Annotated in this window: 31 protein-coding genes, 1 tRNA gene and 1 pseudogene; 14 read left to right on the top strand and 19 right to left on the bottom strand. The window is 53.8% G+C overall.

Features of this window, described 5'->3' with window-relative positions:
- Positions 1–61 precede the first annotated feature (61 nt).
- Positions 62–319 carry an FmdB family zinc ribbon protein gene (locus tag CPAR_RS00800; protein ID WP_012501413.1) on the bottom strand — a complete coding sequence of 86 codons (258 nt, stop codon included), beginning with the start codon at positions 317–319 and terminating at the stop codon, positions 62–64.
- 123 nt (positions 320–442) lie between these two features.
- Between CPAR_RS00800 and recO the strand changes: the two genes are divergently transcribed.
- Both recO and hemL read left to right on the top strand, forming a co-directional pair.
- Positions 443–1,225: a DNA repair protein RecO gene (recO, locus tag CPAR_RS00795; RefSeq protein ID WP_012501412.1), complete on the top strand. Its 783-nt coding sequence runs from the start codon at positions 443–445 to the stop codon at positions 1,223–1,225.
- Between the two features lie 105 nt (positions 1,226–1,330).
- Entirely contained in the window at positions 1,331–2,626 is a 1,296-nt protein-coding gene (gene hemL / locus CPAR_RS00790; RefSeq protein ID WP_012501411.1) for a glutamate-1-semialdehyde 2,1-aminomutase, read from the top strand.
- Positions 2,627–2,732: 106 nt separating this feature from the next.
- Here the strand turns inward: hemL and CPAR_RS00785 are convergent, their stop codons facing one another.
- From CPAR_RS00785 to CPAR_RS00775, 3 genes are read right to left on the bottom strand one after another with little or no spacing between them, the layout of a single operon-like run.
- Complete coding sequence (locus tag CPAR_RS00785) at positions 2,733–3,689, bottom strand: HipA domain-containing protein (RefSeq protein ID WP_012501410.1); 957 nt, start codon at positions 3,687–3,689, stop codon at positions 2,733–2,735.
- Positions 3,690–3,692: 3 nt separating this feature from the next.
- Positions 3,693–4,016: a HipA N-terminal domain-containing protein gene (locus tag CPAR_RS00780; protein WP_012501409.1), complete on the bottom strand. Its 324-nt coding sequence runs from the start codon at positions 4,014–4,016 to the stop codon at positions 3,693–3,695.
- Between the two features lie 3 nt (positions 4,017–4,019).
- Positions 4,020–4,226, bottom strand: a complete 207-nt coding sequence (locus tag CPAR_RS00775; RefSeq protein WP_012501408.1) for a helix-turn-helix transcriptional regulator — start codon at positions 4,224–4,226, stop codon at positions 4,020–4,022.
- Between the two features lie 146 nt (positions 4,227–4,372).
- Between CPAR_RS00775 and CPAR_RS10880 the strand changes: the two are divergent.
- Positions 4,373–4,516 (top strand): annotated as a pseudogene (locus CPAR_RS10880) (aspartate aminotransferase family protein); the annotation flags it as partial.
- A gap of 92 nt (positions 4,517–4,608) precedes the next feature.
- On the opposite strand, the gene CPAR_RS00770 reads toward CPAR_RS10880, so the two are convergent.
- The 11 genes from CPAR_RS00770 to CPAR_RS00720 all read right to left on the bottom strand — a co-directional run bounded on the left by CPAR_RS00770 (position 4,609) and on the right by CPAR_RS00720 (position 12,633).
- Positions 4,609–5,427 (bottom strand): SDH family Clp fold serine proteinase, encoded by an 819-nt coding sequence (locus CPAR_RS00770; protein WP_041466084.1) that lies wholly within the window; start codon positions 5,425–5,427, stop codon positions 4,609–4,611.
- Between the two features lie 337 nt (positions 5,428–5,764).
- Positions 5,765–6,100, bottom strand: a complete 336-nt coding sequence (locus tag CPAR_RS00765; protein WP_012501406.1) for a DUF190 domain-containing protein — start codon at positions 6,098–6,100, stop codon at positions 5,765–5,767.
- The gene (gene crcB / locus CPAR_RS00760) at positions 6,097–6,471 is read right to left on the bottom strand and encodes a fluoride efflux transporter CrcB (RefSeq protein ID WP_012501405.1); all 375 of its coding nucleotides are present in this window, start codon (positions 6,469–6,471) and stop codon (positions 6,097–6,099) included. Before crcB ends, CPAR_RS00765 begins: the two co-directional genes overlap by 4 nt.
- Positions 6,472–6,484: 13 nt before the next feature.
- Positions 6,485–6,730: a hypothetical protein gene (locus CPAR_RS00755; RefSeq protein ID WP_012501404.1), complete on the bottom strand. Its 246-nt coding sequence runs from the start codon at positions 6,728–6,730 to the stop codon at positions 6,485–6,487.
- An 88-nt stretch (positions 6,731–6,818) separates the two neighbouring features.
- Complete coding sequence (locus CPAR_RS00750; RefSeq protein ID WP_012501403.1) at positions 6,819–7,637, bottom strand: metal ABC transporter permease; 819 nt, start codon at positions 7,635–7,637, stop codon at positions 6,819–6,821.
- Positions 7,630–8,409, bottom strand: coding sequence for a metal ABC transporter ATP-binding protein (locus CPAR_RS00745; protein WP_012501402.1), 780 nt, complete (start codon positions 8,407–8,409; stop codon positions 7,630–7,632). The genes CPAR_RS00750 and CPAR_RS00745 overlap by 8 nt, the downstream gene beginning before the upstream one ends.
- Entirely contained in the window at positions 8,406–9,272 is an 867-nt protein-coding gene (locus tag CPAR_RS00740) for a metal ABC transporter solute-binding protein, Zn/Mn family (protein ID WP_012501401.1), read from the bottom strand. Before CPAR_RS00740 ends, CPAR_RS00745 begins: the two co-directional genes overlap by 4 nt.
- A 193-nt stretch (positions 9,273–9,465) precedes the next feature.
- Positions 9,466–11,154 (bottom strand): 2-isopropylmalate synthase, encoded by a 1,689-nt coding sequence (gene leuA, locus CPAR_RS00735; RefSeq protein ID WP_012501400.1) that lies wholly within the window; start codon positions 11,152–11,154, stop codon positions 9,466–9,468.
- Between the two features lie 338 nt (positions 11,155–11,492).
- The gene (locus CPAR_RS10580) at positions 11,493–11,930 is read right to left on the bottom strand and encodes an META domain-containing protein (protein ID WP_012501399.1); all 438 of its coding nucleotides are present in this window, start codon (positions 11,928–11,930) and stop codon (positions 11,493–11,495) included.
- A gap of 260 nt (positions 11,931–12,190) precedes the next feature.
- Entirely contained in the window at positions 12,191–12,505 is a 315-nt protein-coding gene (locus CPAR_RS00725) for a GIY-YIG nuclease family protein (RefSeq protein ID WP_232203915.1), read from the bottom strand.
- 56 nt (positions 12,506–12,561) lie between these two features.
- Positions 12,562–12,633 (bottom strand) — tRNA-Asn (locus CPAR_RS00720).
- A gap of 169 nt (positions 12,634–12,802) precedes the next feature.
- On the opposite strand from CPAR_RS00720, the gene CPAR_RS00715 reads away from it, so the two are divergent.
- The 9 genes from CPAR_RS00715 to rnc all read left to right on the top strand — a co-directional run bounded on the left by CPAR_RS00715 (position 12,803) and on the right by rnc (position 19,977).
- Positions 12,803–13,321, top strand: a complete 519-nt coding sequence (locus CPAR_RS00715; RefSeq protein WP_041466217.1) for a YceD family protein — start codon at positions 12,803–12,805, stop codon at positions 13,319–13,321.
- 25 nt (positions 13,322–13,346) lie between these two features.
- Entirely contained in the window at positions 13,347–13,538 is a 192-nt protein-coding gene (gene rpmF, locus CPAR_RS00710; protein WP_012501396.1) for a 50S ribosomal protein L32, read from the top strand.
- Between the two features lie 28 nt (positions 13,539–13,566).
- Positions 13,567–14,586 carry a phosphate acyltransferase PlsX gene (gene plsX / locus CPAR_RS00705; protein ID WP_041466216.1) on the top strand — a complete coding sequence of 340 codons (1,020 nt, stop codon included), beginning with the start codon at positions 13,567–13,569 and terminating at the stop codon, positions 14,584–14,586.
- Between the two features lie 122 nt (positions 14,587–14,708).
- On the top strand, positions 14,709–15,698 hold the full coding sequence (locus tag CPAR_RS00700; protein ID WP_012501394.1) for a beta-ketoacyl-ACP synthase III: 990 nt from the start codon (positions 14,709–14,711) through the stop codon (positions 15,696–15,698).
- A 30-nt stretch (positions 15,699–15,728) separates the two neighbouring features.
- On the top strand, positions 15,729–16,640 hold the full coding sequence (gene fabD, locus CPAR_RS00695) for an ACP S-malonyltransferase (protein WP_012501393.1): 912 nt from the start codon (positions 15,729–15,731) through the stop codon (positions 16,638–16,640).
- A 33-nt stretch (positions 16,641–16,673) separates the two neighbouring features.
- Positions 16,674–17,411, top strand: a complete 738-nt coding sequence (gene fabG / locus CPAR_RS00690) for a 3-oxoacyl-[acyl-carrier-protein] reductase (protein WP_041466215.1) — start codon at positions 16,674–16,676, stop codon at positions 17,409–17,411.
- A 162-nt stretch (positions 17,412–17,573) separates the two neighbouring features.
- The gene (gene acpP, locus CPAR_RS00685; RefSeq protein WP_012501391.1) at positions 17,574–17,813 is read left to right on the top strand and encodes an acyl carrier protein; all 240 of its coding nucleotides are present in this window, start codon (positions 17,574–17,576) and stop codon (positions 17,811–17,813) included.
- Positions 17,814–17,875: 62 nt separating this feature from the next.
- A complete protein-coding gene (gene fabF, locus CPAR_RS00680) occupies positions 17,876–19,129 on the top strand; it encodes a beta-ketoacyl-ACP synthase II (protein WP_012501390.1) in 1,254 nt (417 codons plus the stop codon).
- Between the two features lie 17 nt (positions 19,130–19,146).
- Entirely contained in the window at positions 19,147–19,977 is an 831-nt protein-coding gene (gene rnc, locus CPAR_RS00675) for a ribonuclease III (RefSeq protein WP_012501389.1), read from the top strand.
- Between the two features lie 275 nt (positions 19,978–20,252).
- On the opposite strand, the gene CPAR_RS00670 is transcribed toward rnc, so the two are convergent.
- Genes CPAR_RS00670 through CPAR_RS00655 form a run of 4 tightly spaced genes read right to left on the bottom strand, consistent with a single transcriptional unit; the run spans position 20,253 to position 23,088 of the window.
- Positions 20,253–20,636, bottom strand: a complete 384-nt coding sequence (locus CPAR_RS00670; RefSeq protein WP_012501388.1) for a response regulator — start codon at positions 20,634–20,636, stop codon at positions 20,253–20,255.
- On the bottom strand, positions 20,617–21,234 hold the full coding sequence (locus CPAR_RS00665) for a hypothetical protein (protein WP_012501387.1): 618 nt from the start codon (positions 21,232–21,234) through the stop codon (positions 20,617–20,619). The genes CPAR_RS00670 and CPAR_RS00665 overlap by 20 nt, the downstream gene beginning before the upstream one ends.
- A gap of 2 nt (positions 21,235–21,236) precedes the next feature.
- The gene (locus tag CPAR_RS00660; protein WP_012501386.1) at positions 21,237–22,319 is read right to left on the bottom strand and encodes a hypothetical protein; all 1,083 of its coding nucleotides are present in this window, start codon (positions 22,317–22,319) and stop codon (positions 21,237–21,239) included.
- A 1-nt stretch (position 22,320) separates the two neighbouring features.
- Complete coding sequence (locus tag CPAR_RS00655; RefSeq protein WP_012501385.1) at positions 22,321–23,088, bottom strand: hypothetical protein; 768 nt, start codon at positions 23,086–23,088, stop codon at positions 22,321–22,323.
- Positions 23,089–23,487: 399 nt separating this feature from the next.
- Between CPAR_RS00655 and gcvPB the strand changes: the two genes are divergently transcribed.
- Positions 23,488–24,948, top strand: coding sequence for an aminomethyl-transferring glycine dehydrogenase subunit GcvPB (gcvPB, locus tag CPAR_RS00650; RefSeq protein ID WP_041466082.1), 1,461 nt, complete (start codon positions 23,488–23,490; stop codon positions 24,946–24,948).
- 158 nt (positions 24,949–25,106) lie between these two features.
- Positions 25,107–26,912 (top strand): glycoside hydrolase family 3 protein, encoded by a 1,806-nt coding sequence (locus CPAR_RS00645; RefSeq protein WP_232203914.1) that lies wholly within the window; start codon positions 25,107–25,109, stop codon positions 26,910–26,912.
- Positions 26,913–26,957 lie beyond the last annotated feature (45 nt).

Below are 26,957 nucleotides of genomic sequence, written 5' to 3'. Positions count from 1 at the left end.
AGACAAAAAAGCCTCCCGGTTAGGGAGGCTTTTGATCTGCTGCTTTTGTGGACTCTGTCGCTTACTGCGCAAAGGGGCAGGAGCCGGTCGAGCAACCGCCGCTTGGTGCGGAGCCTTTGGACGATGACGATTTGCTGCCGCAGTAGTCGGTGCTGTAGAAGCCCGAACCTTTGAGCACAAAACCGCCGCCAGCACTGATGACGCGCTCGTAGCTCTCCTCTCCGCATTTGGAGCATTTGGTCAGGGCGTCTTCGGTCATGCGCTGAAAAATATCCTCTTCATGACCACACTTGCTGCAACGGTAATGGTAAGTTGGCATATCTCTTTTCCTCCGTTCTAACGTCTATTCTGGATATGTTGATCTGTTCTGCTCGGGTTGCAAAAACCCGGAAAATTGGATTGCATATATAACTATATTTAAATTCAAAAAAAAGTTTCACCGGTGATCGTAAAAACGCGGGCGGTCGTACTCCGCGACATCAAGTATCGCGACCAGTCCAAGATATGCCTGCTCCTGACAAGGGAGTACGGCCAGGTGTCGGTGATCCTGAAAGGCGGCCGAAGCGCGAAGAGCAAAACCGGAATGCTGTTTTCGCCAGGCAACCTCATCGATGCGGTACTCTATAAAAAAGGCAACCGCGACCTTCAGCTTGCCAGTGACGCCAGCCTGGTGAAAAGCCCCCTCTCCGAAACGCCCGACCTCGAACGCTTCAGCGTGCTCTACCGGGTGCTCGACCTCGTCCGCTACGCTTCCGGCCCCGAAGAGAAAAACGTGCCGCTCTTCACGCTTGTTGCCGCCACCATCGAACGGCTTTGCGACACCGAGCGGGACTTCCAGCCGATTCTCGCCGGCTTCCTGTTGCGTCTCGTCAGCGTGCTCGGTTTCACCCCGGCGCTGAAACGGTGCGTGTTCAGCAACTACGACCTACTGGGCAGCATCGAAGAGATGCAGCTCGACGAGCTGCTCTTTGTGCACGACCCCGGTGGCTTCGCCCTGCCGGGCAGCGCCGTACCGATGGGCGCGACGATCCAGCGCGTACCGGTGAGCCACTATCTCTTCATCCGTGCCCTTGCGGCAACCGGCAGCCAGGCGGCGTGCCCGGAAGCCTCGCCCGAGGAGGTCTCAGCGGTCACGGCACTTCTGCAGGAGTACTGCGCCTGCCACCTTGGCCGGATGCCTCACCGCAAGCACCTCGACATCGTCTCACGGCTGATCTCCGCCTGAGCCAACCCGTTAGGTTAACGGGTTTTCAATCTTCGGGACTATTTTCTATCTTGACCAGTTATTCATTAAATCACTCCTCGACAAATTCAAACCGAACGATTCGACATGCCTGTACTTACCCGTTCTGCCGAGCTTTTTGAAAAAGCCAAAAAGTTCATCCCCGGTGGCGTCAACTCCCCGGTTCGCGCCTTCAAATCTGTTGGCGGCACCCCGATCTACATGGCCAAAGGCCAGGGCGCTTACATGACCGACGTTGACGGAAACACCTACCTGGACTATGTCGGATCATGGGGCCCGTTCATTCTCGGCAGCATGCACCCCCGCCTGACCGCCGCAATTGAATACACCCTGCGCAACATCGGCACCAGCTTCGGCACGCCGATCGAAATCGAGATCGAAATCGCTGAGCTGCTTTGCCAGATCGTGCCGTCGCTAGAAATGGTTCGCATGGTCAACAGCGGCACCGAAGCCACCATGTCTGCTGTTCGCCTCGCTCGCGGCTACACCGGCAAGGACAAGATCATCAAATTCGAGGGCTGCTACCACGGCCACGGCGACAGCTTCCTCATCAAAGCCGGTTCCGGCGTGCTCACTCTCGGCGATCCCGATAGCCCGGGCGTCACCAAAGGCACCGCCAACGACACCCTCAACGCCACCTACAACGACATCGAGTCGGTCAAGGCCATCGTCAACGAGAACAAAGGCCAGGTCGCCGCAATCATCATCGAACCGGTCGCAGGCAACACTGGCGTCATTCCGGCCAAGAAAGAGTTCCTCGTCGCCCTTCGCGAGTTGTGCGACGCTGAAGGCATCGTGCTGATTTTCGACGAGGTGATGTGCGGTTTCCGCGTGGCCCTCGGCGGCGCTCAGGAGCTGTACGGCGTCACCCCCGACCTCACCACGATGGGCAAGATCATCGGCGGCGGACTGCCGGTCGGCGCATTCGGCGGCAAGCGCAAGATCATGGAAAACATCGCTCCGCTCGGCTCGGTCTATCAGGCAGGCACCCTCTCGGGCAACCCGCTCGCGCTGACCGCCGGTCTGGAAACCCTGAAAATCCTCATGGAGGAGAATCCCTATCCGGAACTCGAAAGAAAAGCCGCGTTCCTCGAAGCAGGATTCAAGGATAACATGAACAAGCTCGGCCTGAACTACACGCAGAACCGCGTCGGCTCGATGGCCTGCCTGTTCTTCACCGAGAACGAGGTGTACGACTACAACAGCGCCATTACCGCTGACACGGCCAAGTACGGCAAGTACTTCCACTCCATGCTCGACCAGGGCATCTACCTCGCCCCGTCGCAGTTCGAGGCCATGTTCACCAGCTTCGTCCACACCGACGAAGACCTGGAGAAGACCGTCAAGGCAAACTACAACGCCCTCGTCGCCGCTACCAAGTAAGCAGCAAGAGGACGCACAGAAACGCAAAAAGGGCTGCCCGAAAAGGCGGCCCTTTTTTGTTTGTGGATGATTTTGGGGATTGGGTTGAATGTGCAAGCGAACGCAGTTATGAAGCCAGCCCAATCTGCCGATATTTCTTTATGACAAGCTCTTTGTAGGCCAGCTTGAGTTCCGGGTCAAGGAAACTCTTGTCAATCAGGTTTTCCAGAGCTGGACGAGCCTTGCTGAATTTCCGGAACACTCGATCCTGCACCACCTCGTCAACCGACAATGTTTTCAACGCTGCTTGAAAATCCGTGAGCATCAGCCGTTTTTTCTTGCCGTTGAGCGTCAGGGCAAGCTCTTCATCGTCGGATGGCATCACGAGCGCGGTGGAGACGAGGTCATAAGCCGGGGCAAGGTTCACGCCCTCTTTTTCGGGAATATCGATCAAGGAAAAATTTTTCAGGTGCATATCGGCATTACCGGTCAGAAAGCAAAACAGCACCATCTCGAAAAAGTTGATGACATCGAAACCCGGATTGACCGAAAAACGGCGGATCGCTTTTGCGATCTGCTCATACGAACCGTCGTATTTGTTTTCCGTGAGACGTCCGGTAATCTGGCACATATCCTCCATGTGCAGCTTTCCCTTCTTCGTACGATCGATGCGGCGAGTCAGGTAGGCCAGCGTTCCCGATTTCATGCGAATCAGGCTGTGCGGAACGGTTGCAATCCGCAACTCCTCGGCCATGTGCATCGTCAAATCCTCGATTTCCGGCAATTGCGGGAAGCGCGGTGATGGCGGCTTGAGGATATAGCCGCCCCACAAGCCGACGATGGTGAAGCGTTGAGGCGAGCGGGTTTTTCCGTTGGACGCCAGGTGCAGCGAAAGTTTGGGCTGTACGCCGGTAATTGCGGTATGGCTCCGAACGACCTCCAACGCAAGCTCATCGAGCTGGTTTTCGTCGTAAGGCAACAGCGGCGGAGTGGCCGTTCCGAACATTTTCCGACTGCATTTCGGATGAAAATCCGTCTCACCGGATTCCAGCGGTTCATAGCAATAGAGACATCGCCGTTCCATAAGCTACTCCGAAAGAACAGGATGCACGTTGACCGCCCCGATGCAATCCGCGCAGCAGTTCATCAAAAGCCCCATGCGATCTCGCGGATTGATTTTCCAATTCCGTTCGGCAACATCGAGCAGCCAGCCTTCGGGAATCAGGCCGTCAAAAAACGGAAACATGGTTTTGCTCGAATACGCAGCAGCCTGCAACGGCAGCGTCAAACTGACCGGCTTGGGATTTTCCGATTCGAGGTACGCCTGATCGTACAGGAAATGATAGCCCTCCTCATCCTGCACAAGCCAGCCCGCTGTTCGGTCAAGATATTTCACCTCGGCTTTCCGCATGGCTTACTCCTCCCACTCCTGCCGAACAGGGCCAAGCTCGTAACCGAACAGGGCGAGCACCTGGTTCACCTTGTCCATCCGCAACGTCTTTTTCCCCTGTTCGAGATCACGGATAAACCGCAGCCCCGTGCCAGCCTTCTCCGCCAGCTCAGGCTGGGTCAAGCCCAAAGACTTGCGCCGATTACGAACAAATTCAGATAAAGCATTCATAAGCCTCGAGACACTGATCGGGTATAGTTGATATAACTTAGAAGGAAGCTATACCATTACGGGTATAAATGCAAGAGGTTTTGATGGATTTATACCCGATCTAATATAATTGCTTCAATAAAAACAGAATTATACCCGTTCAGGGATACTTCCACTCCATGCTCGACCAGGGCATCTACCTCGCCCCGTCGCAGTTCGAGGCCATGTTCACCAGCTTCGTCCACACCGACGAAGATCTGGAGAAGACGGTCAAGGCAAACTACAACGCCCTCATCGCCGCTACCAAATAAGCTGCAAGAGGACGCACAGAGACGAAAAAAGGGCTGCCCGAAAAGGCGGCCCTTTTTTGTTTTAATTCTCTTTCTTAGAATAAGATTTCTGTTTATCTAGAAATACTTAATACCTCTCCCTCAATCAGCCGCCCTAATCCTTTAGACTTAGTATCATAATCATAAAGGCAATAAAGAAGCCAAAGCTTTTTCCAGAGATCATCATCATGTTTCAAGTATTCAGCAGAAAGCCCAATATCTATAGCTTCATGGTAATCTATTACAGCTGCGTGAGAATTATATGAAGATGGATTTGATAGTTTTTTTAAGACAGCTTCAATCTCTTCATCTGACTTATCCTGCATCATCCCATTTTTCAGTAATAACTTGGCTAAAGATCGCATTCTGTTGACTGCCATTTCAGCAAGTTTTTTAAGGTGATGGGGTTGAGAAGGATCTTGACTAATTATTTCACAAGGGATTGAAAGCCCCCCTTGTTGTTGCCATTGAGGATCAATAGGGCCTAGCTCTGAGTTAATACCCATGACTATTTTTTCGGCAGATAATGCAATCACAGTCCCCGCTGATTTTGCCCAACTTGGAACAATTACTCGCCATTTCTTAAACTTATGACGCAAGATTCCAATGAGCTTTTCAGTTGCATCAACAACCCCTCCTGGGGTTTGAATCAACAAATCAACTTCCTCAGCACCAATGCCGGATATGATTTCCGACAAATCATCAGGGTCTGTAAAGTTGATTTGTTGATCTAACTGTGCAAAATAAACTATTAGAGGTCTATTTGTTAGCTCTTGGATATCCGAAATGAGCAACTGCCTTATATACCGATCCTTTTCCTTCGCCCAATATTTAGGCGATTGGGTGGGGGTAATCGACGTTCGCGGGAATTGATGGCTGACATTGTTGCTCATAACAATCTGCGCATTTTTGGGAGGATAAGTCCGGAAAGTGGGTGGAGCTCTTAAGATTTGGCTCTGACTTTGGTACCGAAAAATTGAACACAAGAGTGTCTGGAATGAGTACGCCATTCTCCATGAACCGAGAGGTAATATCAGCACTCATAGTTTCCTCCTCTAACAATTGGTTCGTTTTAGTGCACAAAAAAACACTAAACAGGATATTTGCTTGAGATGCGTCTAATTGAAGAAGTGAATTTACTTAAATCTTATGAAAAAACCAGAAAGACCTTTAATTAGTTCAGCTTTTTGACTTGGTATTCTTGCTGATTTTCAATTCTTTTCTCTAATCCTACGTCGTCCACTGCCGCACCGCTTCCCGCGTCACCAGCGCTTGCGCTCCGGACTCTTTCAGTAGGGTCTCCACTACCGGCAGGAATTCTTCGATCTTTTCGGTGATGTCCACGATTTCGATCACCATCGGCAGCTCTCCGGCGAGTTCGAAAATCTTTGAGGTGTGCACTTTGTGGCGCAAGCCGAAGGAGAGGAGGCCGCGGAAAACCGTTGCGCCGGCCATGCCGCGTTCGAGGGCTTCGCTGACGAGGAGTTCGTAGAGCGGGCGGTGGTGCAGCTTTTCCTGCTCACCGACGAAGATCCGCAGAAGTTCCGATTCGATGAAGTTCATCATTGCCAGAGTTTTGCAAGAAGGGTTCCGGAAAAAAGACAGGCAAGGCCACCGACGAGACTACCCGCAACGTACAGGCTGGCGTAAAGCGCCTCGCCGTCGCGCATGAGGCCGCCGGTTTCGTACATGGCGGTCGAAAAGGTGGTGAAGCCCCCGCAGAAGCCGGTCGTCAGAAGCAGGCGGGCTTCGGGCGAGAGCAGCGTGGTCGAAAGCGCCAGTTCGCTGATGAAGCCGATCAGGAACGAACCGAGCAGATTGACCGCAAAGGTTGCAAAGGGAAATCCCGTACCCGAAAACGGCACGGCGAGCGCCACGAGGTAGCGCGCCACCGACCCGGCAAATCCTCCCGCACCAACCAGCAAGACATTTTTCATCGCTCCGGCTCCATCAGCGGCTACAGCAATTGCCGTCGTCATTGCCGGTCTGCCGACCCTCGATGCGCTTGTGGGCGCAGCACATCTCGTCGTGGATGTTCATGAGAATATTGAAAATGCCGAGACAGATAATGGTCGGCGCCCAGAGGCCGATAAAGATCGCCATGAGCTGGCTGTTGGCCGCCGTGCCGAAAATGAACACGTAAATCGAGAGGATGATCGACAGCGCAGCGGCTATGAGGTAGTAGGTCGGCTTCATAACGGATGGTCCTTGAATGAAAATGAGGTGTTTTCTGAATGTAAACATTTTGGGCTGTCTCCATAAACCCGCAGAGCAAACGATCCGTTCAGCAGGCGGCCTGCCGTGCGTTTCGGAGATTGAGAAACGCATTGAGAAGGAACACCACCGATGCGGCGAGGATGATGGTCGCGCCCGAAGCCAGGTCGAACACCCACGACAACCAGAGCCCGGCGATGCTGAACACAATCGAGAGCAGTGCGGCAATCGCCATCATGCGCGGCAGACTGCTGCTGTAACTCCGCGCGACGGCAGCGGGAATGGTGAGCAGGGCGATCACCATCACGATGCCGACCACCCGCACCATAATCACCACGGTCAGGGCGATGAGGCAGAGCATGAGCAGATCGAGCGCGAGCGTTTTCAGGCCCGAAATCCGCGCGTGCTCCTCGTCGAACGAGACGGCGAGGAACTCCTTGTTCAGCGCGAAAACCATCAGGCCGATCAACAGATCGAGCAGCGTGATGAGCCAGAGGTCGGAGGTCGGCACGGTTAGAATGTTGCCGAACAGGTAGCTGAAGAGGTTGGGCGCGTAGCCTGGCGTGAGGCCGATCAGGATGACGCCGATCGACATGCCCGCCGCCCAGAACGCGCCGATGGCCGTGTCCTCGGAGACTTTCGCTTTGCGCGTCAACAGGCCGATGCCGATGGCCGCCGCGAGGCTGAACGGAATGATGCCCACCAGCGGATTGAGACCGAGGTAGTAGCCGAGTCCGATGCCGCCGAAGGCCGTGTGGGCGATGCCGCCGCTGATGAAGCCGATTTTGCGCACCACCACGTAGGAGCCGATGATGCCGCAGGCAATGCTCGACAGGATTGCCGCGAGCAGCGCGTTGCGCATAAATTCGTAGTGCAGGAAGTCAGGCATGGCGGTGTCCGGATGTGGGTGACGAGGAGACGGGTGCGGACGGGGCGCGGTGCTCGACGATATCGACCGGGTAGCCGTACAGGTTCTCAAGCGATACGCGACCGAGCGTGGAGCCCTCTTCGTGCATGTCGAGCGTGCAGTTCAGGCAGGCGATGCGCGTGACGTGGTGCGCAATGGTGCCGGTGTCGTGCGTGACCAGCACGATGGTGTGGTCGGCCTTGAGCCGGTCGAGGAGGTCGTAAATCGTGGTCTTCATCTCCGGATCGACGCTGGCGGTCGGTTCGTCGAGCAGCAGCAGGTCGGGTTCGCCAGCCAGCGCCCGCGCGATAAGCACGCGCTGCAACTCGCCACCCGACAAGCTGCCGATCCGCCGGTTGGCGAGTGCCGTCAGCCCGGTGATCTCCATCGCCTCGGCGGCCTTCGTGCGATCATCCTTGCTGTAGCGCAGGAACAGCTTCGATTTGGAGAGCCGCCCCATCAACACCACCTCGCGCACGCTGATCGGAAAGGTGCGGTCGAATTGCAGGCTCTGCGGTACGTAACCGATCCGGCCCACGATCTCGCCCGGCGCCTTGCCGAACACCGTCACCGTGCCTGATGTTGGCTGAATCAAGCCGAGCATTACCTTGAGCAGCGTGGTCTTGCCGCCGCCGTTCGGTCCGAGCACGGCCAGAAAATCACCCTTATGCACCGAGAGGGAAAGCCCCTTCAGCACCGGCGCGCCGTCACGATCGACGCACAGCTTCTCGCAGACGACAATCGGCTCGCTCATTGCATCCCCCGCGCAAAGGCCGCTGCCGCCTGGTGAAGATTCTGAAGATAGTCGCGAGCCAGCGGATCGACCGTCACCGTCGCGCCGCCGATGTCCTGCGCGATAGCGTTGGCCTGCGCCGTGCTGAACTCGGGCGAAACGAACACCGCTTTGATGCCCTCGCGCCGCGCCTCTTCGATCACCCGCTCCATCTGGCGCGGCGTCAGCGTCTTGCCCTCCTCTTCGGCGGCGATCTGCGTCAGTCCATAGTCATGGGCAAAGTAGCCCCAGGCGGGATGGAACACAAGAAAGCTGCGGTTTTGCAGTCCGGCTAGTTGCTTGCGAATCTGTTCGTCAAGCTGTTGCAACTCCTGATCAACTGCGGTCCGGTTGGCTGCGTAATACGCCTTGCCATCCGGATCGATAGCCACGAGCGAGCGCTCGACGTTCTTCGCAATCAGTCGGGCATTTTTCGGAGAGAGCCAGAAGTGAGGATCGAGGTGGCCGTGCTGATGCTGGTCGGCCGGTTCAACTGCGGCGTCTTGCTCCGTCTCGCCCATCGGCAGCAGCGCGACCCCCTCGGAGGCATTGCACACTGCCATGCTTTTGTTGAGATCGATCAGGCGCTGCATCCAGTCAAGTTCGAACTCGACGCCCGAACCGGCCTTTACGAACAGTGCCGCATGGCTGACCTGGGCCATCTGCTTCGGCGTCGGCTCGTAGGTGTGCGGATTGCCACCGGAAGGCACCATAACCGAAACCGACACCCTGTCACCGCCGATGCGCTCCGTGAACCACGCCAGCGGCTCGATGGAGGCCACGACCTGCAACTTGTTCGACTCTGTTTTGCCGGCGCATCCATTCAGCAATGGTATGAGCAGCAACAACAAGAGAGCAAGAGGTCGGATGGGACAAAAAAAAGGAAGAGATGAAGCGGCCTTGTCTGGTCGTCATGTCTGGATTCCCGGTTGATTGAAAACAGTGTCTCTTTTGTAAAGATAGGGTAACGGCAGAGAATCCAAAACGTTGGAGGGGGTCAGGCTTCCCCATCATCGGGAAGCCTGACGAGAAAAACGATCAAGCCTTTTTGTAGCGGTTCAGCGCACTGACGATCGCTTTGATGGAGGCGAGGCTGATGTTCGAGTCGATGCCCGATCCGCACACCAGCGCCACGTCATCGAACGAGAGGCGGATGTAGGCGATAGCCATCGCGTCGGAGCTGTGGCCTATGGCGTGCTCCGTGTATTCATCGACATGGAAATCGATGCCGGTGTGGCTCACCATGCCGCGCACAAACGCATCCAGCGGCCCGTTGCCCTTCGCCTTGAAGGTGAACTCGCCCTTGGGGCCGACCATCGAGGCGCTGACGATAGTGGCGACCTCGTCGTTGCGATCCGGATCTTCGTCGCTCCAGCTGATAGTGCACTTCTTCATCAGATAGGGCTCGGTTGCGCCGATGTACTCCTTCTGGAACAGCTCGTGAATCTGTTCGGCGCTCAGCTCCTCGCCGGTGCGGTCGGTCACCTCCTGCACGGCCGTACCGAAATCGGGCTGCATCCACTTCGGAATCTGGATGCCGTACTGTTTTTCCAGAAGATAAGCGATGCCACCCTTGCCCGACTGACTGTTGATTCTCACGATCGCCTCGTAGTTGCAGCCAACATCCTGCGGGTCGATCGGCAGATAGGGCACATCCCAGATGCCTTCGGGAGCGCGCTTGTGCATTTTCATGCCCTTGCTGATGGCATCCTGGTGCGAGCCAGAGAAGGCCGTATAGACCAGATCGCCCGAGTAAGGGTGGCGCGGATGCACAGTCATGCGGGTGCAGCGGGAGTAGACCTGCTTGATATGCGGCAGGTTGGAGAAATCGAGCTCCGGATCGACACCTTGCGTCATCAGGTTCAGCGCCATGATGATGATGTCCATGTTGCCGCACCGCTCACCATTGCCGAACAGCGCGCCCTCGATGCGATCCGCGCCCGCCATCACGGCCAGCTCGGAGGTTGCCACCGCCGTGCCGCGGTCGTTGTGAGCGTGCACGCTGAAGAGTACCGCATCGCGATCCTTGATGTTGCGGCAAAACCACTCGATGCGGTCGGCGTAGACGTTCGGAGTCGAAAGCTCGACCGTGGAGGGCAGGTTCAGGATCACCTTGTTCTCCGCCGATGCGCCCCACTCGTCCATTACCGCGTGGCACACGTCCAGCGCGTAGTCCAGCTCGGTGCCGGTGAAGCTTTCGGGGCTGTACTCGAAGCGGATGCCCGGATTGCCACTTTCCTCTTTCAGCTCGCGAACCAGGCGCGTGCCGGCCACAGCGATGGAGATAATCTCCTCGCGGCTCATGCGGAACACCACGTCACGCTGCTGGCGTGAGGTCGAGTTGTAGAGGTGCACGATAGCGTTTTTCGCCCCCTTGATTGCCTCGAAGGTGCGGCGGATCAGATGTTCGCGCGACTGGGTCAGCACCTGAATGCTCACATCATCCGGGATGATATTTTCCTCGATCAACCGGCGCACGAACGCGAACTCCGTAGCCGAAGCTGACGGAAAGCCGACTTCGATCTCCTTGAAGCCGACAGAGACCAGCAGCTTGAAAAATTCGACCTTCTCTTCGACGCTCATGGGAATCGGCAGTGCCTGGTTGCCGTCACGCAGATCCACGCTGCACCAGATCGGCGCTTTGGTAATGATTTTGTCGGGCCAGGTACGGTCTTTCAGGCCGACCGGCGTATAGGATGCATATTTCCGGTAATTCATCGTACTCATGACTGAGTCTCCATTTATTCTCAATTGAAAGGTAAAGTCCTGTAAAGTAAAAAAGCCGCTTACCCTGAGAGGATTGCGGCTTTAAACTTGAATTTCATGCAGTCAACGAAACTACAACGCACGCCCCCTCAGGCAGGTAAGACCTGTAAGCAATAGAGCGAGTAGAAGCATGTTGTTGACTTTTTTCATACAAAATGACGTACCGTTGAATCGTCTTGACGAAAGTGGAATAATATACACAATTCTTTTGCCTCTGCAACACCATTGCGGCTGCATCATGTCACTGTGAACAATGCGCTATTTCCAGCAGTTCCCCGGTGCGCTTCGGCATGAGCGCCTTACCTCTGCTTCACTGCCATGAAGCGTAAAACCTCGTGCCCAGACTGGTCATACAGCTTCAGATGCGGTCCATTGATTCTGTAACTGCGGCTTTTGCGCAATGCTTTAACAAACGCCCTGTCGCGCGCCATTACCCCGGATTGGCACATCATCTTCGTTGATGCGATCGGCCCGAAACGGATGAAGCCCGGCGATTGCTTGAACGAACCGTTGATCTGGTTGCAGCCGCCAGAACCGACCATCTTCTTCGATGAATACAGGATGATATGCATATCCCGCCGCTGTCCGCGAATGAACTCCGCTTTCTCTCCCTCGATCCGCTCAACCCGCCACCACGTTCTGAACAGTTTCGGCGTTCCCGAATCCGATTGCGAAGCATAGCGAGGCGCGCAAGCGGTAAGCACCGCGAAGAGGAGAACGAAAAGGTATCTAAGCATAACGCAGCAATTTCGATAGTGATCGGAGGATGTGGCTGTAGAGGGATAATATATAATAATAGCCGGAAATTTGGGGAGAGGAAGAATCCGACGAATAATCCACGGTTTCTATGGATCAGAGGCTGGCGGAGTGGACAAAAACAAAAAAAAAGGAAGCGCCGCATACTCAAGCACTTCCTTTTTTTAAGTTCGATGCTCCGCGAGTAGGATTCGAACCTACATCCCGACGAGTCGGGATAACAGCCGAATGCTCATAACCATTACAAAAGCACCGCCTCGCCAGCGATTAACCGTTCAATCATCTTGCTGCTTTTCCAAGCCTTAACGGTTGTTTCGGCTACAAGAGCTTGAGCTTTTGATGGATACTTTCTGGTGAAGACAATTGCCCATGGTCGGTAACGGGAGGTAAAGCCTTTCTCGAAACCATTGTGATACTCCAAACGACGTTGCGGGTTCGACGAGACACCAACGTAATAGCGATCAGCCACTTCGGATTTGAGGATATAAAGGAAGTACGGGATCGGGTTATCCACGAAATCAGGGGTAACGGTGGACAAGGCGGACAGATCGGACACAAACAAAAAAAAGGAAGCGCCGCATACTCAAGCACTTCCTTTTTTTAAGTTCGATGCTCCGCGAGTAGGATTCGAACCTACAACCCTTCGGTTAACAGCCGAATGCTCTACCATTGAGCTATCGCGGAATCTATAGGCTCTCCGGGATCGAAGAGATGCAAATATACGATGGACATCTGAAAATCCAAACCGCGAACGTCATTTTTTTATAAATTTTCTTCCTGACACAAGGTGCCGTTTTTCTTTTTCGATGATAATTTTTTTACATTAATGCTCTTTTATGGAAAAGAGGGTATTATGGCCAGGGAAAAAGCGCTGATCGGGATTCGCCTTGCCGGGCTCTCAGAGGGAGTCCATGAGTTTGAATTCAACTGCATGGCGGCTGAATTCGGCGATCCGGCCCTTTCCGAGGCCGGGTTTTCAGAAGAGGTTTCGGTCAACGTAACCGTCGAGAAAATGGAGGGCGAGATGATCGTCACCCTGAAGACGTTTGCTGTTGCCGACCTGACCTGTGACCTGTGCCTTGCACCAATCACAGCTGAGCTGAACGGTTCGTACCGCATCTTTTACAGCTATGAGCAGGCAAATGAGCGAGATGAGGAGTACCGCCTCATCGACAGAAACACTGTTTCGCTCGACCTGACCGAAGATGTCCGCGAGACTCTGCTGCTTTCTGTCCCGATGAAAGTAACCTGCACGGACAATCCCGATTGTCGGGTTTTCCATCAGGAAGAGCTGGGCGAACCGGGTGAAGACAGAAAGCCCGACAGCGACTGGCAGGAATCGCTCGAAAAACTGAAAAACAAGTATCGTTAACCGTTGATTCTAAACTGAATAGATTATGGCCAACCCGAAAGCCAAGATGTCCAAGTCCAGAAGGGACAAAAGGAGAGCACAGTTCAACGCCCGCACCAAGGCAGCTGTAACCGTCGTTTGCCCGAACTGCGGCGAGCCGACCCTTCCGCATCGCGCCTGCCGTCACTGCGGCCACTACAAAGGTCGTCAGGTTACCGGCAAAGTTGTCGTCGCTTAAGCAGTTTAATAAATAAGACAGCATGGCCATGTTGACCATTGTCGTGGATGCCATGGGTGGCGACAATGCCCCGGCTTGCGTTGTCGAAGGCACCGTAGAGGCTCTTCGTGAAAGCGGAAACCGGTTCGAAATCCTGCTGATCGGGCAGGAAGACAAAGTCACCCCGCTCCTGAAGGAGTATGAGTCAGAGTCGCTGAACATGCGGTTCATGCATGCTCCCGAGGTCATCACCATGGAGGATGTTCCTGCTATCGCTGTCAAGTCGAAGCAGGAGTCGTCGCTTGTGCAGGGCCTGAAGCTCTGCAAAGCCAAAGAGGCCGACGCTTTCGTGAGCGCCGGAAACACCGGCGCAATGATGGCGGCATCCCTGTTCGTGCTCGGCAGGCTTCCCGGCGTGCAGCGCCCGACCATTTACGCTTACTTCCCCAGACTGGGCGAAGGACTCACCAACATCGTCGATGTCGGTGCCAACGTGGACTGCAAGCCGGAGCACCTGGTGCAGTTCGCCGAAATGCTGACGATTTACCAGCGCTACGCGGCCTCGATCGACAATCCGACCGTCGGCCTGCTCAATATCGGCGAAGAGGAGGGCAAAGGCCCTGAATATCTCAAGCAGACCTGGAATCTCCTGAAAGCGGCTGCCGAAGAAAAGAAGATCAACTTCATCGGCAACGTCGAAGGTCACGATATCCTTGCTGGAAAAGCCTCAATTGTCGTTTGCGACGGGCTTGTTGGCAACACTATTCTCAAATTCGGCGAAAGCATTCCGCACTTCCTCGGCTCGCTGTTCAAACCGGCGCTCGAAAAGATGGTGGTGTCTGGTAAGCTCGACCAGAGTGCTGCCGCACTGGCAGGCCAGGCTTTCAAGCAGATCTTCGAGCCGTTCGATGTAGAGACGTTCGGCGGTGTGCCGTTCCTCGGCGTCGACGGCATCTCGATCGTCGGCCACGGCCGTTCGTCGTCTCGCGCGATCAAGAATATGATTTATATGGCCGAGCACATGATCGAACAGCGCGTCAACGAGCGTATCGCAGCAATGCTCTCCTGAACCGGCCAAACTTCCATGCAGGCAGTGACGAACCGGAACGATCATCCCCTCTCTTTTGGGCTCGCTCAAAAAATCCGGCACCGTAACGCATTTCCCGTTTGCTCATCAATGGATCCCATACTATGAAAGCAGCCATAACGACGACCGCCAAGTATCTGCCTGAAGAGGTGCTCACCAACAAAGATCTGGAGCGCATTCTCGATACCAACGACGAGTGGATCACCACGCGTACCGGAATCAGGGAGCGAAGAATCCTCCGCGATCCGAAGAAGGCAACCGCTTACATGGCTACCGAGGTCGCTAACAGCCTGCTTGAAAAGCGCGGTATTTCTGCCGACGAGATCGACCTGATCATCGTGGCGACCATGACCCCCGATATGATCTTCCCCTCGACCGCCTGCCTGGTACAGGGCAATATCGGAGCGACCAACGCCTGGGGCTTCGACCTTTCCGCCGCCTGCTCAGGCTTCGTTTACGGGCTGCACACCGGCGCGCAGTTCATCGAATCGGGCAACTGCAAAAAGGTGATGGTGATCGGCGCGGACAAGATGTCCTCCATTCTCGATTACGAAGACCGGACGACCGCCATCCTGTTCGGTGACGGCGCGGGCGGCGTGATTCTGGAAGCGGCAAAAGAGGATGGGTATGGAGTTCTCGACGCGCGGCTCTATTCGGACGGCCTCAATGGCCCGAACCATCTCCTGATGTCAGGTGGTGGCAGTCTCCATCCGGCCTCGCACGAAACGGTCGATCAGAGGATGCACTTCATCCGCCAGGATGGCCGCCAGGTATTCAAGGCTGCCGTGACCGCGATGGCCGACGTGGCCGTGGAGATGATGGAGCGCAACGGCCTCACCTCCGACACCATCGACTGGCTGGTGCCGCATCAGGCAAACCAGCGCATCATGCACGCCACCGCCGAGCGCATGGGCCTACCGGAAGAGAAGGTGATGATGAATATCCAGAACTACGGCAACACCACCGCAGGCACTATCCCGATCTGCCTGGCGGAGCTGGACGAACAGAAGAAAATCCAGACCGGCTCGAACCTCGTGCTGGTGAGCTTCGGAGCAGGCTACACCTGGGGCGGCGTTTACGTCCGCTGGCAGTAAGCCGAACCACTCATTTTCGACACACACGATATGAAAGCATTTGTTTTTCCCGGACAGGGCTCGCAGTACTGCGGCATGGGGCGCGATCTTTACGAACGCTTCCCCGAAGTCAAGGCGCTGATGGACAAGGCCGACGAGATTCTCGGCTTTTCGATCACCAATATCATGTTCAACGGCAGCGAAGAGGAGCTGAAGCAGACACGCTACACCCAGCTCGCCATTTTCCTGCACAGCTATGCGGCGGCAACGCTGCTGGGCCGCGAAGGCGTGGAGATGGCGGCGGGGCACAGCCTCGGTGAATACACCGCACTCTGCTTTGCCGGAGCGCTCGATTTCGAGGATGCCGTCAGGCTCGTTGCCAAGCGCGGCGAACTGATGCAGAACGCCGGGCAGCAGAATCCCGGTACGATGGCCGCCATCATCGGTATGGCCGACGAGGCACTCGACGGACTTCTGCAGGAAGCTGGATCGGCAGGTATCGTGCAGGCGGCGAACTTCAACTCGCCCGGCCAGATCGTCATTTCCGGTGACGTCGATGCGGTCAGAAAAGCGGTCGAACTCGCTCCGTCGAAAGGCGCGCGCATGGCCAAGGAGCTGGTTGTCTCGGGCGCGTTCCACTCACCGTTGATGAAGCCTGCCGAAAAGGAGCTTGCCGAAACGCTCGATACCATCGCAATCCGCGACGCTGAAATTCCGGTCTGCATGAACGTGGTGGCCAAGCCGGTCACAGCGGCGGCGGAGATTCGCGCGAACCTCATCAGCCAGCTCACCAGCTCGGTGCTCTGGAGCCAGTCGGTGCAGGCGATGGTCGATGCCGGCGTCACCGAATTTGTCGAAGTCGGCCCCCAGAAGGTGCTTCAGGGACTCATCAAAAGAATCAGCAAGGCAGCCTCGATTGCAGGCGTCGATACCGCCGATCAGGTGGACGCCGCGCGCAATTAAGCCTAAGCAAAACGAAAGAATACCATTATGACCATGTTTGAAGGAAAAACGGCGATCATCACCGGCGCAGCCCGCGGAATCGGTCAGGCGATCGCCCTCGACCTGGCTGCCAAAGGCGCCGACATCGTGATCGGTGACGTCAAGGCCGAATGGCTGAGCGAAACCGAAGAGGCGCTCAAGCAGCTTGGCGCGAAGGTCACCTGCAAGGAGCTCGACGTCACCAGCGCCGAAGCCTGCCAGAACGTCTTCAACGACGTTGCCAAGGAGAACGGCCGTATCGACATTCTCGTCAACAACGCCGGCATCACCCGCGACGGCCTTCTGATGCGCATGAGCGAAGAGGACTGGGACGCCGTGCTGACAGTCAACCTCAAGGGTACCTTCAACTGCACCAAAGCCGCCACGCGCACCATGATGAAGCAGCGTTCCGGCTCGATCATCAACATCGCCTCGATCATCGGCCTGATGGGCAACGCCGGACAGGCAAACTACGCGGCCTCGAAAGGCGGCGTGATCGCCTTCACCAAATCGGTCGCCAAAGAGCTCGCCTCGCGCAATGTCCGCGCCAATGCCATCGCCCCTGGCTTCATCTCCTCAAAGATGACCGACGCACTCTCCGAAGAGGTGCAGCAGCAGATGCTCGCAGCCATTCCGCTGGGCGTGTTCGGCTCGCCACAGAACGTCGCCGATGCCGTGACCTTCCTCGCCAGTGACCAGTCTGCCTACATCACCGGGCAGGTGCTGAGCGTGAACGGTGGCATGTACATGTAAGCTAACATTTTGCCCAACGGCGACTTAGCAACGCATTCAATTGCATGTGCAGGCCGCCGTTGATGCCTCCGAGCGCCAGTTTGCCCGGTGGCGTTTTCTTCGTATATTAACGAACGTGCTTTTTTGTAATCGACATCAACCATTAATCCGGAGAACAGTGCTATGAGCGCAGCCGAAATCAAAGATAAAGTGTACGACATCATCGTCAGCAAAATGGGTGTCAACAAAGATCAGATCACCCCTGAGTCCAAGTTTGCCGATGATCTCGGTGCAGACTCGCTCGATACCGTTGAGCTGATCATGGAACTCGAGAACGAGTTCGGCGTGCAGATTCCTGACGAAGATGCCGAGAAGATCGGTACCGTTCAGCAGGCGATTGACTACATCGTCAACAAGAAGTAAGAACAGCGGCATTCTTTTCAGGCAGGGCATACCCCTGCCTGAATAACGTAAAATCTGAACAGATGGGTCTGGAACTCAAACGAATCGTCGTTACCGGAATTGGAGTGTTGTCGCCTGTCGGCCATTCGGCAGCGGACTTCTGGAACGCCCTCATGGCGGGCAAAAGCGGCGCTGCACCGATCACCTATTTCGACGCGACCGATTTTGCCACTCAGTTCGCCTGCGAGCTGAAAGATTTCAATGTCGAAGATTTCATCGACAGGAAATCAGCCTCTCGCATGGATCCATACTGCCAGTACGGTGTCATCTCCGCCGAACAGGCCCTCAAGGACTCCGGGCTTGACCTGCCATCGATCGATCCAACCCGTATCGGCGTGGTACACGGTTCGGGCACAGGCGGCATGACTATTTACGATCAGCAGTTCAGGCAATACCTGGAAAGAGGCCCCCGAAGGGTAAGCCCCTTCTTCATCCCGATGCTGATCTCCGATATCGCTGCAGGACAGATTTCCATGAGAAATACCCTCATGGGCCCCAACTACGCAACCGCCTCGGCCTGTGCGACCTCCCTGCACGCCATCATGGACGCGGTGATGATTCTGCAGATGGGCATGGCCGACTACATGGTATGCGGCGGCTCCGAAGCAGCGATCACACCGATGAGCGTAGCGGGTTTCAACTCGGCCAAGGCACTCTCGACCCGAAACGACGATCCGACAACAGCTTCACGTCCCTACGATGCTGATCGCGACGGCTTCGTAATGGGTGAAGGCGCCGGCTCGCTGGTGATCGAAACTTACGAATCGGCCGTCAAGCGCGGCGCGAAAATCTATGCTGAAATCGCCGGCATGGGCGCATCCGCCGATGCGTATCACCTGACCGCTCCTCACCCGGAAGGCCTTGGAGCACTCAGCGCGATGAAGACAGCCCTGAACATGGCTGGTATCACGCCGGACAAAATCGACTACATCAACACGCACGGCACAGCCACTCCGCTGGGCGACCTTGCTGAAATCAAGGCTGTCAAGAAGCTGTTCGGCGATCACGCCTACAAGCTCAGCATCAGCTCGACCAAGTCGATGACCGGTCACCTGCTTGGCGCGGCTGGCGTCGTTGAATCGATCGCCTGCATCCTGGCCCTGCAGAACCAGACCGTGCCTCCGACCATCAACATCGACAATCTCGATCCGGAGATCGATGTGGACGTGACCCCGAACACGCCGAAAGAGCGGCAGATCGAGTACGCGCTCAACAACGGCTTCGGCTTTGGCGGGCACAACGGCTGCCTGATCTTCAGGAAAGCCCCGGCGGCCTGACCGCAAATGGCTCGACGATGGGGAACCTGTGGCAAAAGTTAACGTCACTGCCGCTCCTTCGTTCAGAGGCGTCCAATGAACCCTATGGGGGCACAACGGACGCCAACAGCCCTGACCTCGCTGCCGCAACCCTCAGCCATCTGGAGCACCTCACCGGACGCCCCTGCAGCCGTCGCCAGATCTACCGTATCGCTCTTACTCACCGTTCCTTACTGCACGACCATCAAGGCGAAAGCGAGCGCCCCGAATCAAACCAGCGGCTTGAATTCCTCGGCGACGCCGTGCTCGACCTGCTGATTTCCGAACACCTGTTCAGGCTTTACCCCGAAAGCGACGAGGGGCACCTCTCCAGCAACCGCGCTAAAATTGTTAACCGCAAGGCACTGGCCGCCTTTGCACGCGAGCTCAAACTCGGCGAGCATCTCATTATCGGCGAATCAGCCAACCTGCAGAAAATCCGCACCAGCGACTCGGCGCTTGCCGATGCCTTCGAGGCGCTTGTCGGAGCGATCTATCTCGACCAGGGGCTCGACGGAGCGAAGCGCTTCATCATGAACCACGTCATCACCATGGTCGATCTGAACCGGATCGTCGAAGCGGAATTCAACTACAAAAGCCGACTGATCGAGTTCAGCCAGTCTCACCAGCTCCCGCAACCGGTCTATACCGTGGTTGCCGAAGAGGGCGCGGAGCACGAAAAGACCTTCGTCATCGAAGTCTCCTGCAACGACATACCGCTCGGCAAGGGCACCGCACCACGAAAAAAGGATGCTGAACAGCTCGCCGCCAGAGAAGCTATGAAGAGGCTGGAAAACGAGAATCCGTTCCATCAGGCTACAGAGTCATGAAAATACCAGCGCCCCCTCTGTGTAAATCGACGACGAAATCGCTTGATAACCCTTCCAACCTCAAGCGCTACTTATCGACACAAGGAGCAACCGCCAGATTCATGCATGAAAGTATGTTCCTAAAACTTCAGCTGGGTTGCGTTAAGAAAATGTAATCCGAATAGCACTGCTTTGAACAAAGTCTTAAGATTTCATTCTAAACTATAAAGTTATTTAAGATTAAGGACCCATTTCTTCGGATAACAGAAAACGCTTTATATTTTTCCACATATAGGTTATAGCTCATTTCCCCCATTCAATGCATAATAAACCTCATCCATATCAATTGGTTTTGATAAAATCTGTAGCGCAGGAAGTCCCTTGATCTTTAATTCTTCATGTATCTTATTATGACCTGTCATAACTATGATATTGCCTGAAGAAACACCATAGTCATAAATAAGGTCAAAAATAACCCCATAGCCATCTTTTGCACTATTTACAGATAAATCTATATCGACAAATATATAGTCATAATAAGTGACGCCGATATAATCTTTCAGGTGCTGCGACAGGCCGCAAACATCGTATTGTAGTTTTGATTCAAAGTAATATAAACTTGCCGCCTCAAATACATTTTTTAACTCTGCAAATTCGTTCTCAACGATTAGTACTCTCATGTGAAACAGGAATGATTATCTTAAAAATGAAAAATCCATCCATACAATCAATCTCACTTTTTATTGACATATTGGATAGCAATTCGTAGATGATGCTTAAGCCTGAAGAACTCCTTTTCATTATCTCAGAGCGAACTCCTTGATTATATCCTTTAATCATGGCCTTGTCCTCATCACGACAATTTGCCATATTTTTCACTCTTAATGTTAAATAGCCATTTTCGCATGATGCATCAACGACAGGCTCGCCCTTACCACTTTTTTTTGCATTATATAATATATCATATAATGCTGTACGCATAACGTCTGCGTCATATTGTATTAAGCAAAAATCATCTGCCTCGCAAACATTCACAGAAGGAACTCTTCCAAAGATTGATTGATAGACAAAACGACAAGTGGCTAGCAAGTGATCCAAATCATAATTATCAATCGCATTTGGCAGAAAAGGATTCCTCGATTTCTCCAACACTCTCGTCACCAACGTGTGTATTTCACCCATTTCTCTCCTAGCATTGATTTCCTCTTCAATAAGTAGATTTCTGAAATCATTCTTTCTTGGATCACTATCAGATATAGCCGTATACTTTTCCTGCATTGTTATATAGTTTTTATCGGGGAAAGTCGCTGCCTTATAGAGTGCATTGATTTTATGGCAGTCATCACATACGAATACTTATCAGCGACTTTTTTCATCATATCAACCCTCATTATAGATATTTCTCGATTGAGGTCGATATAATTTATGGCCCTATCCAAAACTGGCCGAAGCAAGCTATACAGCACAACTGGGCGCAAAACTTTAAAAGCGTATTTATAATCAAGAAGAATTAAGAAGATATATTTTTTATCATGAATTGCAGAAAGAAATACAGAATTATTAGCGCAAAGCTCTCCATTAATGGAAACCGGATGATCAAAGGAAACGGGAAATGGGTCTTCTAAGCTGGCAAGAACCTTGTCCGGATTGTCAAACTTTATGTCACTTACAAGCTTTGAGGCATTTAAAAAAATAAAATCTTGCTCTTTTAAATAAAAGCAATATATGGCCCTCATCTTCAAGACGTAACGAAGTGGAGAATTATTGATTTTTTGCATTAATTCGGAGTATATCTGAATAGAGCTTTTTCCAATATAACTTCTTAATGCAAAGCCCTCAGCAACTTCAACAAAATCATCAATAAAGTCCCTCTCTATAGAGCGCAATACACTCATTTCAGCCAATATTACCAAGGCTAAATACGATAAAATAATGGAAGTAAAGCCTAGTCGGGTAAACGCTATCTCACAATTGTTGACATAAAAGAGCAAAAGCAAAAAAAAGAAGTTATAAACATACAGGAGGGGATTTCTAAATCTTCCGGAATGATTGACCGAGTTTATTACCGGCATTACAGCATAAACGTAATTTACGGGCAATTCCATATTCCTGCCATACAAAACTAAGAATATTAAAAGATAGTCATTTAAAAGTCTCAAGTGAGAACGAAATTGATCTTGGCGGCCTGATGATTTTATAAAAATAAAAACATAGAATGCCAAAAAATAAAGATAATAATACCAATCAAAAACATACCCATAAAGCATTAGAAGAGCAGCGCCATAAAAAACCAGTATTAATCTAAAAAACACTGAGACAAAATACTTTGTCACTTTTTCAAGTATTCGCACGTCTTTAACCATATTATAAATACCTCTCCTCTATTTCTTTAATTAAATACTTGACAACAATTACCCAAAAGAGCACCCTCTCAAGGACCAACAAAAAAATACCCCAAAAACTTAAAGGAGAAACATCCACCTTATCGCTTAAAGAAAAAAATAAAACTATAACATTTAACGCATGATTTATAAGCCAGTTTGATGAGTATGCATTTTTGTCAAAAGCGAAAACTGCGCACTCTTGGCAGACATTATTTGGCAAAAGAAAAAATATTGATAAAACCAACAAAGATAATAAGCCAAAAAATAAACCATAAATATCTTTAGTAATCCATGCAACAATCAACCTACCAAGCCGTCGCAAATTATGCCAAGAATTGAGATACTCACTAAAAGCACACTCGTACTGCTTCTTTTTTATCTTATTTATCAGAACAACAACTTCTTCAGAAAAGCCCTTATCAACCAGCTTTCTTTTAAAGAATCGCAATAACTCTAGAGACTCTCTGCACTTTAGAGTAGAGATTGCATTAAATATTTTATCAAAATTTAAAAAATCATAACCATAATCCCGTCTCTCAACACATGTGACATATATCGAAATAAAGTCTTTCACTAAAAGATATAGATTTTTTTTATTTTCACTCTTTTTGAGCATGCAAATTAAGCTGTATAGCCGTTCTACATCAGACCACTCATAAAGAGTTGAGTCGCTTAATCTATTTATTCGTCCCTTTTTATAATTCTCATACAAAGAAGCAACAAGTTTTTCAAATTCCTCTTTTGCCATCAATAATCATATTTAGCTTATCGATACAGATTCTCATATGTATGAGAAAAAAACTCGTTACACATTCTGAGGTGAATCATAATGCGTAACTATGATTTAAGCAGCCCGACGACATTCCTCTCTGGGTTATTTCAAAGATTACGTCTAATTTTCAAACTTGCTAAAAATCCGAGATCAATCCAATTTCTATTCAATACTATTGAACATTCGTCCTCTCCATGCGACATGATGGCATTGTAACTGTTTCATGCCCTCCCCCCTCTTTACACACGCCCCAAAATGCGTATATTGTGAACCTTCCGGCCTGAGCGATTTCGACCGGGAACATCGTTAATTTATGCAGGTCGTTCTGCTCTCGTGCGCAGCGACCCGATGAAGCCTCTCAATCAAGGCCTGTCCATGAAAGAACAACTGATCTTTGACCTTTCCCGCAGCGGTCGCAAGGGCTACTGCCTCTCTCCGCTTGATATTGACGAACGCCCGGCGGATGAACTGCTGCCGTCGAAATTCCTGCGCAAGGAGCCGGCTGAACTTCCGGAGATGCCGGAGAGCGAGGTGGTGCGCCACTTCGTGCGGCTGTCGAACCTGAACTACCACGTTGACAAGAACATGTACCCGCTCGGGAGCTGTACCATGAAGTACAATCCCAAGATCAACGACTACACCAGCGACCTGCCGGGTTTCGCGTCGATGCATCCGTTGCAGCCGGAATCGACGTCGCAGGGCGCGTTGCAGCTCATGTACGAGCTGGCCGAGATGCTCAAGGAGATCGCGGGCATGAAGGCGGTGACGCTGCAACCGGCGGCGGGCGCGCATGGCGAGCTGACCGGCATTCTGCTCATCAAGAAGTATCACGAAAAGCTCGGCAACTCGCGCCACAAGCTGCTCGTGGTCGATTCGGCGCACGGCACCAATCCGGCGTCGGCGGCGCTCGGCGGCTACGAGTGCGTGTCGGTCAAGTGCGATGAATCGGGCTGCACCGACATGGCCGACCTTCGCGCCAAGCTCGATGGCGAGGTGGCCGCGCTGATGCTCACCAATCCGAACACGGTCGGCATTTTCGAGAAGCAGATGCCGAAGATCGAAAAGCTGGTGCACGGCAACGGCAGTCTGCTCTACATGGACGGCGCGAACATGAACGCCTTGCTCGGCATCACCCGCCCCGGCGACATGGGCTTCGACGTGATGCACTACAACCTGCACAAAACCTTCTCCGCGCCTCACGGCGGTGGCGGCCCCGGCAGCGGCCCGGTCGGCGTCAGCGAGCGGCTCGTGGAGTTCCTGCCGGTTCCGGTGGTCGAGAAGGTCGAGGAGAACGGCGAGACGCGCTACCGCCTGAACTCCGGCAAGCCCGACACGATTGGCCGCATGATGAACTTCTACGGCAACTTCTCGGTGCTGGTGCGCGCTTACACCTACATCCGGATGCTCGGTGCCGAGGGTCTGCGCCGCGTGTCGGAAAATGCGATCATCAACGCCAACTACCTGCTCCAGCGGCTCGTCGAGCACTACGCGCTTCCGTATCCGCGCCCGGTGATGCACGAGTTCTGCCTGTCGGGCGACCACCAGAAAAAGGAGCACGGCGTCCGCACGCTCGACATCGCCAAGCGGCTGCTCGACTACGGCTATCATGCGCCGACGGTCTATTTCCCGCTCATCGTCAGCGAGGCGCTCATGATCGAGCCGACCGAAACCGAGGCCAAGGAGACGCTCGACGCCTTCGGCGATGCCATGATCGCCATCGCCGAGGAGGCCAAGTCGAATCCGGACATCATCAAGTCAGCGCCAGTCACCACGCCGGTCAAGCGGCTCGATGAAGCGCAGGCCTCGCGCCAGCTCAACATCTGCTGCCCGCTCTGATTTGCCATTCAGCAGAAGCCATTCCAGATCGAGGCTGTTCCGGAGAGACTACCGGGGCAGCCTCTTTTTTTGTCACCATTCCAACCTCCCCGCCGCGATTTCCCGTTTCTTCCTCAGGGATATGTTTCATAGATTTCCCACACAGTAATCAGTACCGTTTGCCCGAACAGAACAACCGTGTTCAGAAGCTCTGCCAAACCATGCGTTTCCGACTCGCCTCTGCCGTAGCGCTTTTTCTGCTTTTTGCGTCCATGCTGCAACCCGGTCAGGCCACGGCCAAAACCACCACTGTTGCGCCCTACACGCCTGAAGAGACCGACATCAAGCAGCTTTTCAATCTTGAACTGCCGTGGGTCGAACAGACCTTGCAAGGCATGAGCATCCGGCAAAAGGTGGGGCAGATGATCGTGGCGAAGGTCTATGCCCGTTATACAGGCGACAACGATCCAGAGTACCGGCTCATCTCCCGCCTCGCGACAGAGGGCAAAATCGGCGGCATCATGTTCCTCAAGGGCGACCTCGAAAGCGCCGCCAGGCTGGCAAACCGTTTCCAGAACCTGTCGGCCGTGCCGCTGCTGGTGAGCGCCGACATGGAGCGAGGCCTTGCCATGAGGCTTGACGGCGCGACGGAGTTCCCGGCGGCGATGGCCGTCTCCGCAGCCGGAGATCCCGAACTGGCACGCAGCATGGGCGAAATCATCGCCCGGGAGGCGCGGGCTGTCGGCATCCAGCAGAACTATGCGCCCACGGTCGATCTGAATATCAACCCGGCCAATCCGGTGATTAACACCCGTTCGTTCGGAGACCGCATTCCGCTGGTCAACACCATGTCGGCGGCCTTCATCGACGGAATGCAGTCCAACGGACTGGTGGCTACGGCCAAGCACTTTCCGGGGCATGGCGACGTCACGGTTGACAGCCACTTGGCCCTGCCGGTGCTCGAAGGCGATCGCAAACGGCTCGAACGCTACGAGCTGCAACCATTCCGGTCAGCCATTTCGCAGGGCGTAATGAGCGTGATGGTGGGCCATCTGGCCGTGCCGAAACTGACCGGATCGCTCGAACCTGCCTCGCTTTCCAGAAAGATCGTCACCGGTCTGTTGCGCAAGGATCTCGGCTTCAACGGCCTCATCGTCACCGATGCCCTGAACATGAAGGCGCTGCAAAGCGGCGGCCTGACGCCCGAGGAGGTCGCCGTCAAGGCGGTGGAGGCGGGCAACGACATTCTGCTCTATCCCGAAGATCCCGAGCGGACGTTCGAGGCGGTCTGCGCCGCGGTGGAAAGCGGCAAAATCTCCGAACGCCGCATCGACCAATCGGTGCGCCGGATTCTGCTGGTCAAGCACTGGGTCGGCCTCGACCGCCAGAAGCTGGTCGATCCCTCCCGGCTGCATGAACTGATCGGCACTTCGCAAAGCGCCAAGGTTGCCGAACGGTTGGCCGAGAAATCGCTCACTCTGGTTCGCGACCGCGACAGGATGCTGCCGCTCAGCCTGCCGGACAGCGCCCGGGTCGTCAATATCATGCTCAATGATCGCCCTGGCGAAACGTTTGGCAGCAGCTTCGCCAAAAGGCTTGGCAGGGAGTATGCAGTTTCCAGCATACGGCTCACTCCGGCAAGCGGGGCGAAGACGTTCCGGGAAGCCTCGATGCTGCTTTCGAAAGCCGACGCGGTTGTCCTGACCACCGGCATCCAGGCTTGGTCGAGCACCACGTCCTCCAGACTCACCGAGCTGCAACGCGACTTTGTGCGCAGCCTCCCGGCCATCCTGCAGCAGGGGACACCGATTATCTTTGTCTCGTTCGGCACGCCCTACATCTTCACGGCATTCCCTGAAATCGGCACAGCGCTGTGCGCTTACAGCTCGAACGACTATTCGGAAGCCGCTGTCATCAAAACGCTCAAAGGTGAACTCGTGCCGAGCGGCAAACTTCCGGTTTCACTTGAACGCCCTGAACCTTGATTCTTAGGCACATAATTACCTACCTTTCAAGTCTATCTTTCTTGT

The sequence above is a fragment of the Chlorobaculum parvum NCIB 8327 genome (genome assembly GCF_000020505.1).
In the GTDB taxonomy this organism is placed as follows: Bacteria; Bacteroidota; Chlorobiia; order Chlorobiales; family Chlorobiaceae; genus Chlorobaculum; species Chlorobaculum parvum_A.
The sequence above is the reverse complement of the archived record's forward strand: the minus strand, read 5'-3'. Positions and strand labels throughout refer to the sequence as shown.

Bases quoted from the DNA above. Each gene is read 5' to 3' on its own strand.
- CPAR_RS00800 (WP_012501413.1), bottom strand. From the start codon at position 319: ATGCCAACTTACCATTACCGTTGCAGCAAGTGTGGTCATGAAGAGGAT.
- hemL (WP_012501411.1), top strand. From the start codon at position 1,331: ATGCCTGTACTTACCCGTTCTGCCGAGCTTTTTGAAAAAGCCAAAAAG.
- CPAR_RS00785 (WP_012501410.1), bottom strand. From the start codon at position 3,689: ATGGAACGGCGATGTCTCTATTGCTATGAACCGCTGGAATCCGGTGAG.
- CPAR_RS00780 (WP_012501409.1), bottom strand. From the start codon at position 4,016: ATGCGGAAAGCCGAGGTGAAATATCTTGACCGAACAGCGGGCTGGCTT.
- CPAR_RS00775 (WP_012501408.1), bottom strand. From the start codon at position 4,226: ATGAATGCTTTATCTGAATTTGTTCGTAATCGGCGCAAGTCTTTGGGC.
- CPAR_RS00770 (WP_041466084.1), bottom strand. From the start codon at position 5,427: ATGAGCAACAATGTCAGCCATCAATTCCCGCGAACGTCGATTACCCCC.
- CPAR_RS00765 (WP_012501406.1), bottom strand. From the start codon at position 6,100: ATGATGAACTTCATCGAATCGGAACTTCTGCGGATCTTCGTCGGTGAG.
- crcB (WP_012501405.1), bottom strand. From the start codon at position 6,471: ATGAAAAATGTCTTGCTGGTTGGTGCGGGAGGATTTGCCGGGTCGGTG.
- CPAR_RS00755 (WP_012501404.1), bottom strand. From the start codon at position 6,730: ATGAAGCCGACCTACTACCTCATAGCCGCTGCGCTGTCGATCATCCTC.
- CPAR_RS00750 (WP_012501403.1), bottom strand. From the start codon at position 7,637: ATGCCTGACTTCCTGCACTACGAATTTATGCGCAACGCGCTGCTCGCG.
- CPAR_RS00745 (WP_012501402.1), bottom strand. From the start codon at position 8,409: ATGAGCGAGCCGATTGTCGTCTGCGAGAAGCTGTGCGTCGATCGTGAC.
- leuA (WP_012501400.1), bottom strand. From the start codon at position 11,154: ATGAGTACGATGAATTACCGGAAATATGCATCCTATACGCCGGTCGGC.
- CPAR_RS10580 (WP_012501399.1), bottom strand. From the start codon at position 11,930: ATGCTTAGATACCTTTTCGTTCTCCTCTTCGCGGTGCTTACCGCTTGC.
- CPAR_RS00715 (WP_041466217.1), top strand. From the start codon at position 12,803: ATGGCCAGGGAAAAAGCGCTGATCGGGATTCGCCTTGCCGGGCTCTCA.
- rpmF (WP_012501396.1), top strand. From the start codon at position 13,347: ATGGCCAACCCGAAAGCCAAGATGTCCAAGTCCAGAAGGGACAAAAGG.
- plsX (WP_041466216.1), top strand. From the start codon at position 13,567: ATGTTGACCATTGTCGTGGATGCCATGGGTGGCGACAATGCCCCGGCT.
- CPAR_RS00700 (WP_012501394.1), top strand. From the start codon at position 14,709: ATGAAAGCAGCCATAACGACGACCGCCAAGTATCTGCCTGAAGAGGTG.
- fabD (WP_012501393.1), top strand. From the start codon at position 15,729: ATGAAAGCATTTGTTTTTCCCGGACAGGGCTCGCAGTACTGCGGCATG.
- fabG (WP_041466215.1), top strand. From the start codon at position 16,674: ATGTTTGAAGGAAAAACGGCGATCATCACCGGCGCAGCCCGCGGAATC.
- acpP (WP_012501391.1), top strand. From the start codon at position 17,574: ATGAGCGCAGCCGAAATCAAAGATAAAGTGTACGACATCATCGTCAGC.
- fabF (WP_012501390.1), top strand. From the start codon at position 17,876: ATGGGTCTGGAACTCAAACGAATCGTCGTTACCGGAATTGGAGTGTTG.
- rnc (WP_012501389.1), top strand. From the start codon at position 19,147: ATGGGGAACCTGTGGCAAAAGTTAACGTCACTGCCGCTCCTTCGTTCA.
- CPAR_RS00670 (WP_012501388.1), bottom strand. From the start codon at position 20,636: ATGAGAGTACTAATCGTTGAGAACGAATTTGCAGAGTTAAAAAATGTA.
- CPAR_RS00665 (WP_012501387.1), bottom strand. From the start codon at position 21,234: ATGCAGGAAAAGTATACGGCTATATCTGATAGTGATCCAAGAAAGAAT.
- CPAR_RS00660 (WP_012501386.1), bottom strand. From the start codon at position 22,319: ATGGTTAAAGACGTGCGAATACTTGAAAAAGTGACAAAGTATTTTGTC.
- CPAR_RS00655 (WP_012501385.1), bottom strand. From the start codon at position 23,088: ATGGCAAAAGAGGAATTTGAAAAACTTGTTGCTTCTTTGTATGAGAAT.
- gcvPB (WP_041466082.1), top strand. From the start codon at position 23,488: ATGAAAGAACAACTGATCTTTGACCTTTCCCGCAGCGGTCGCAAGGGC.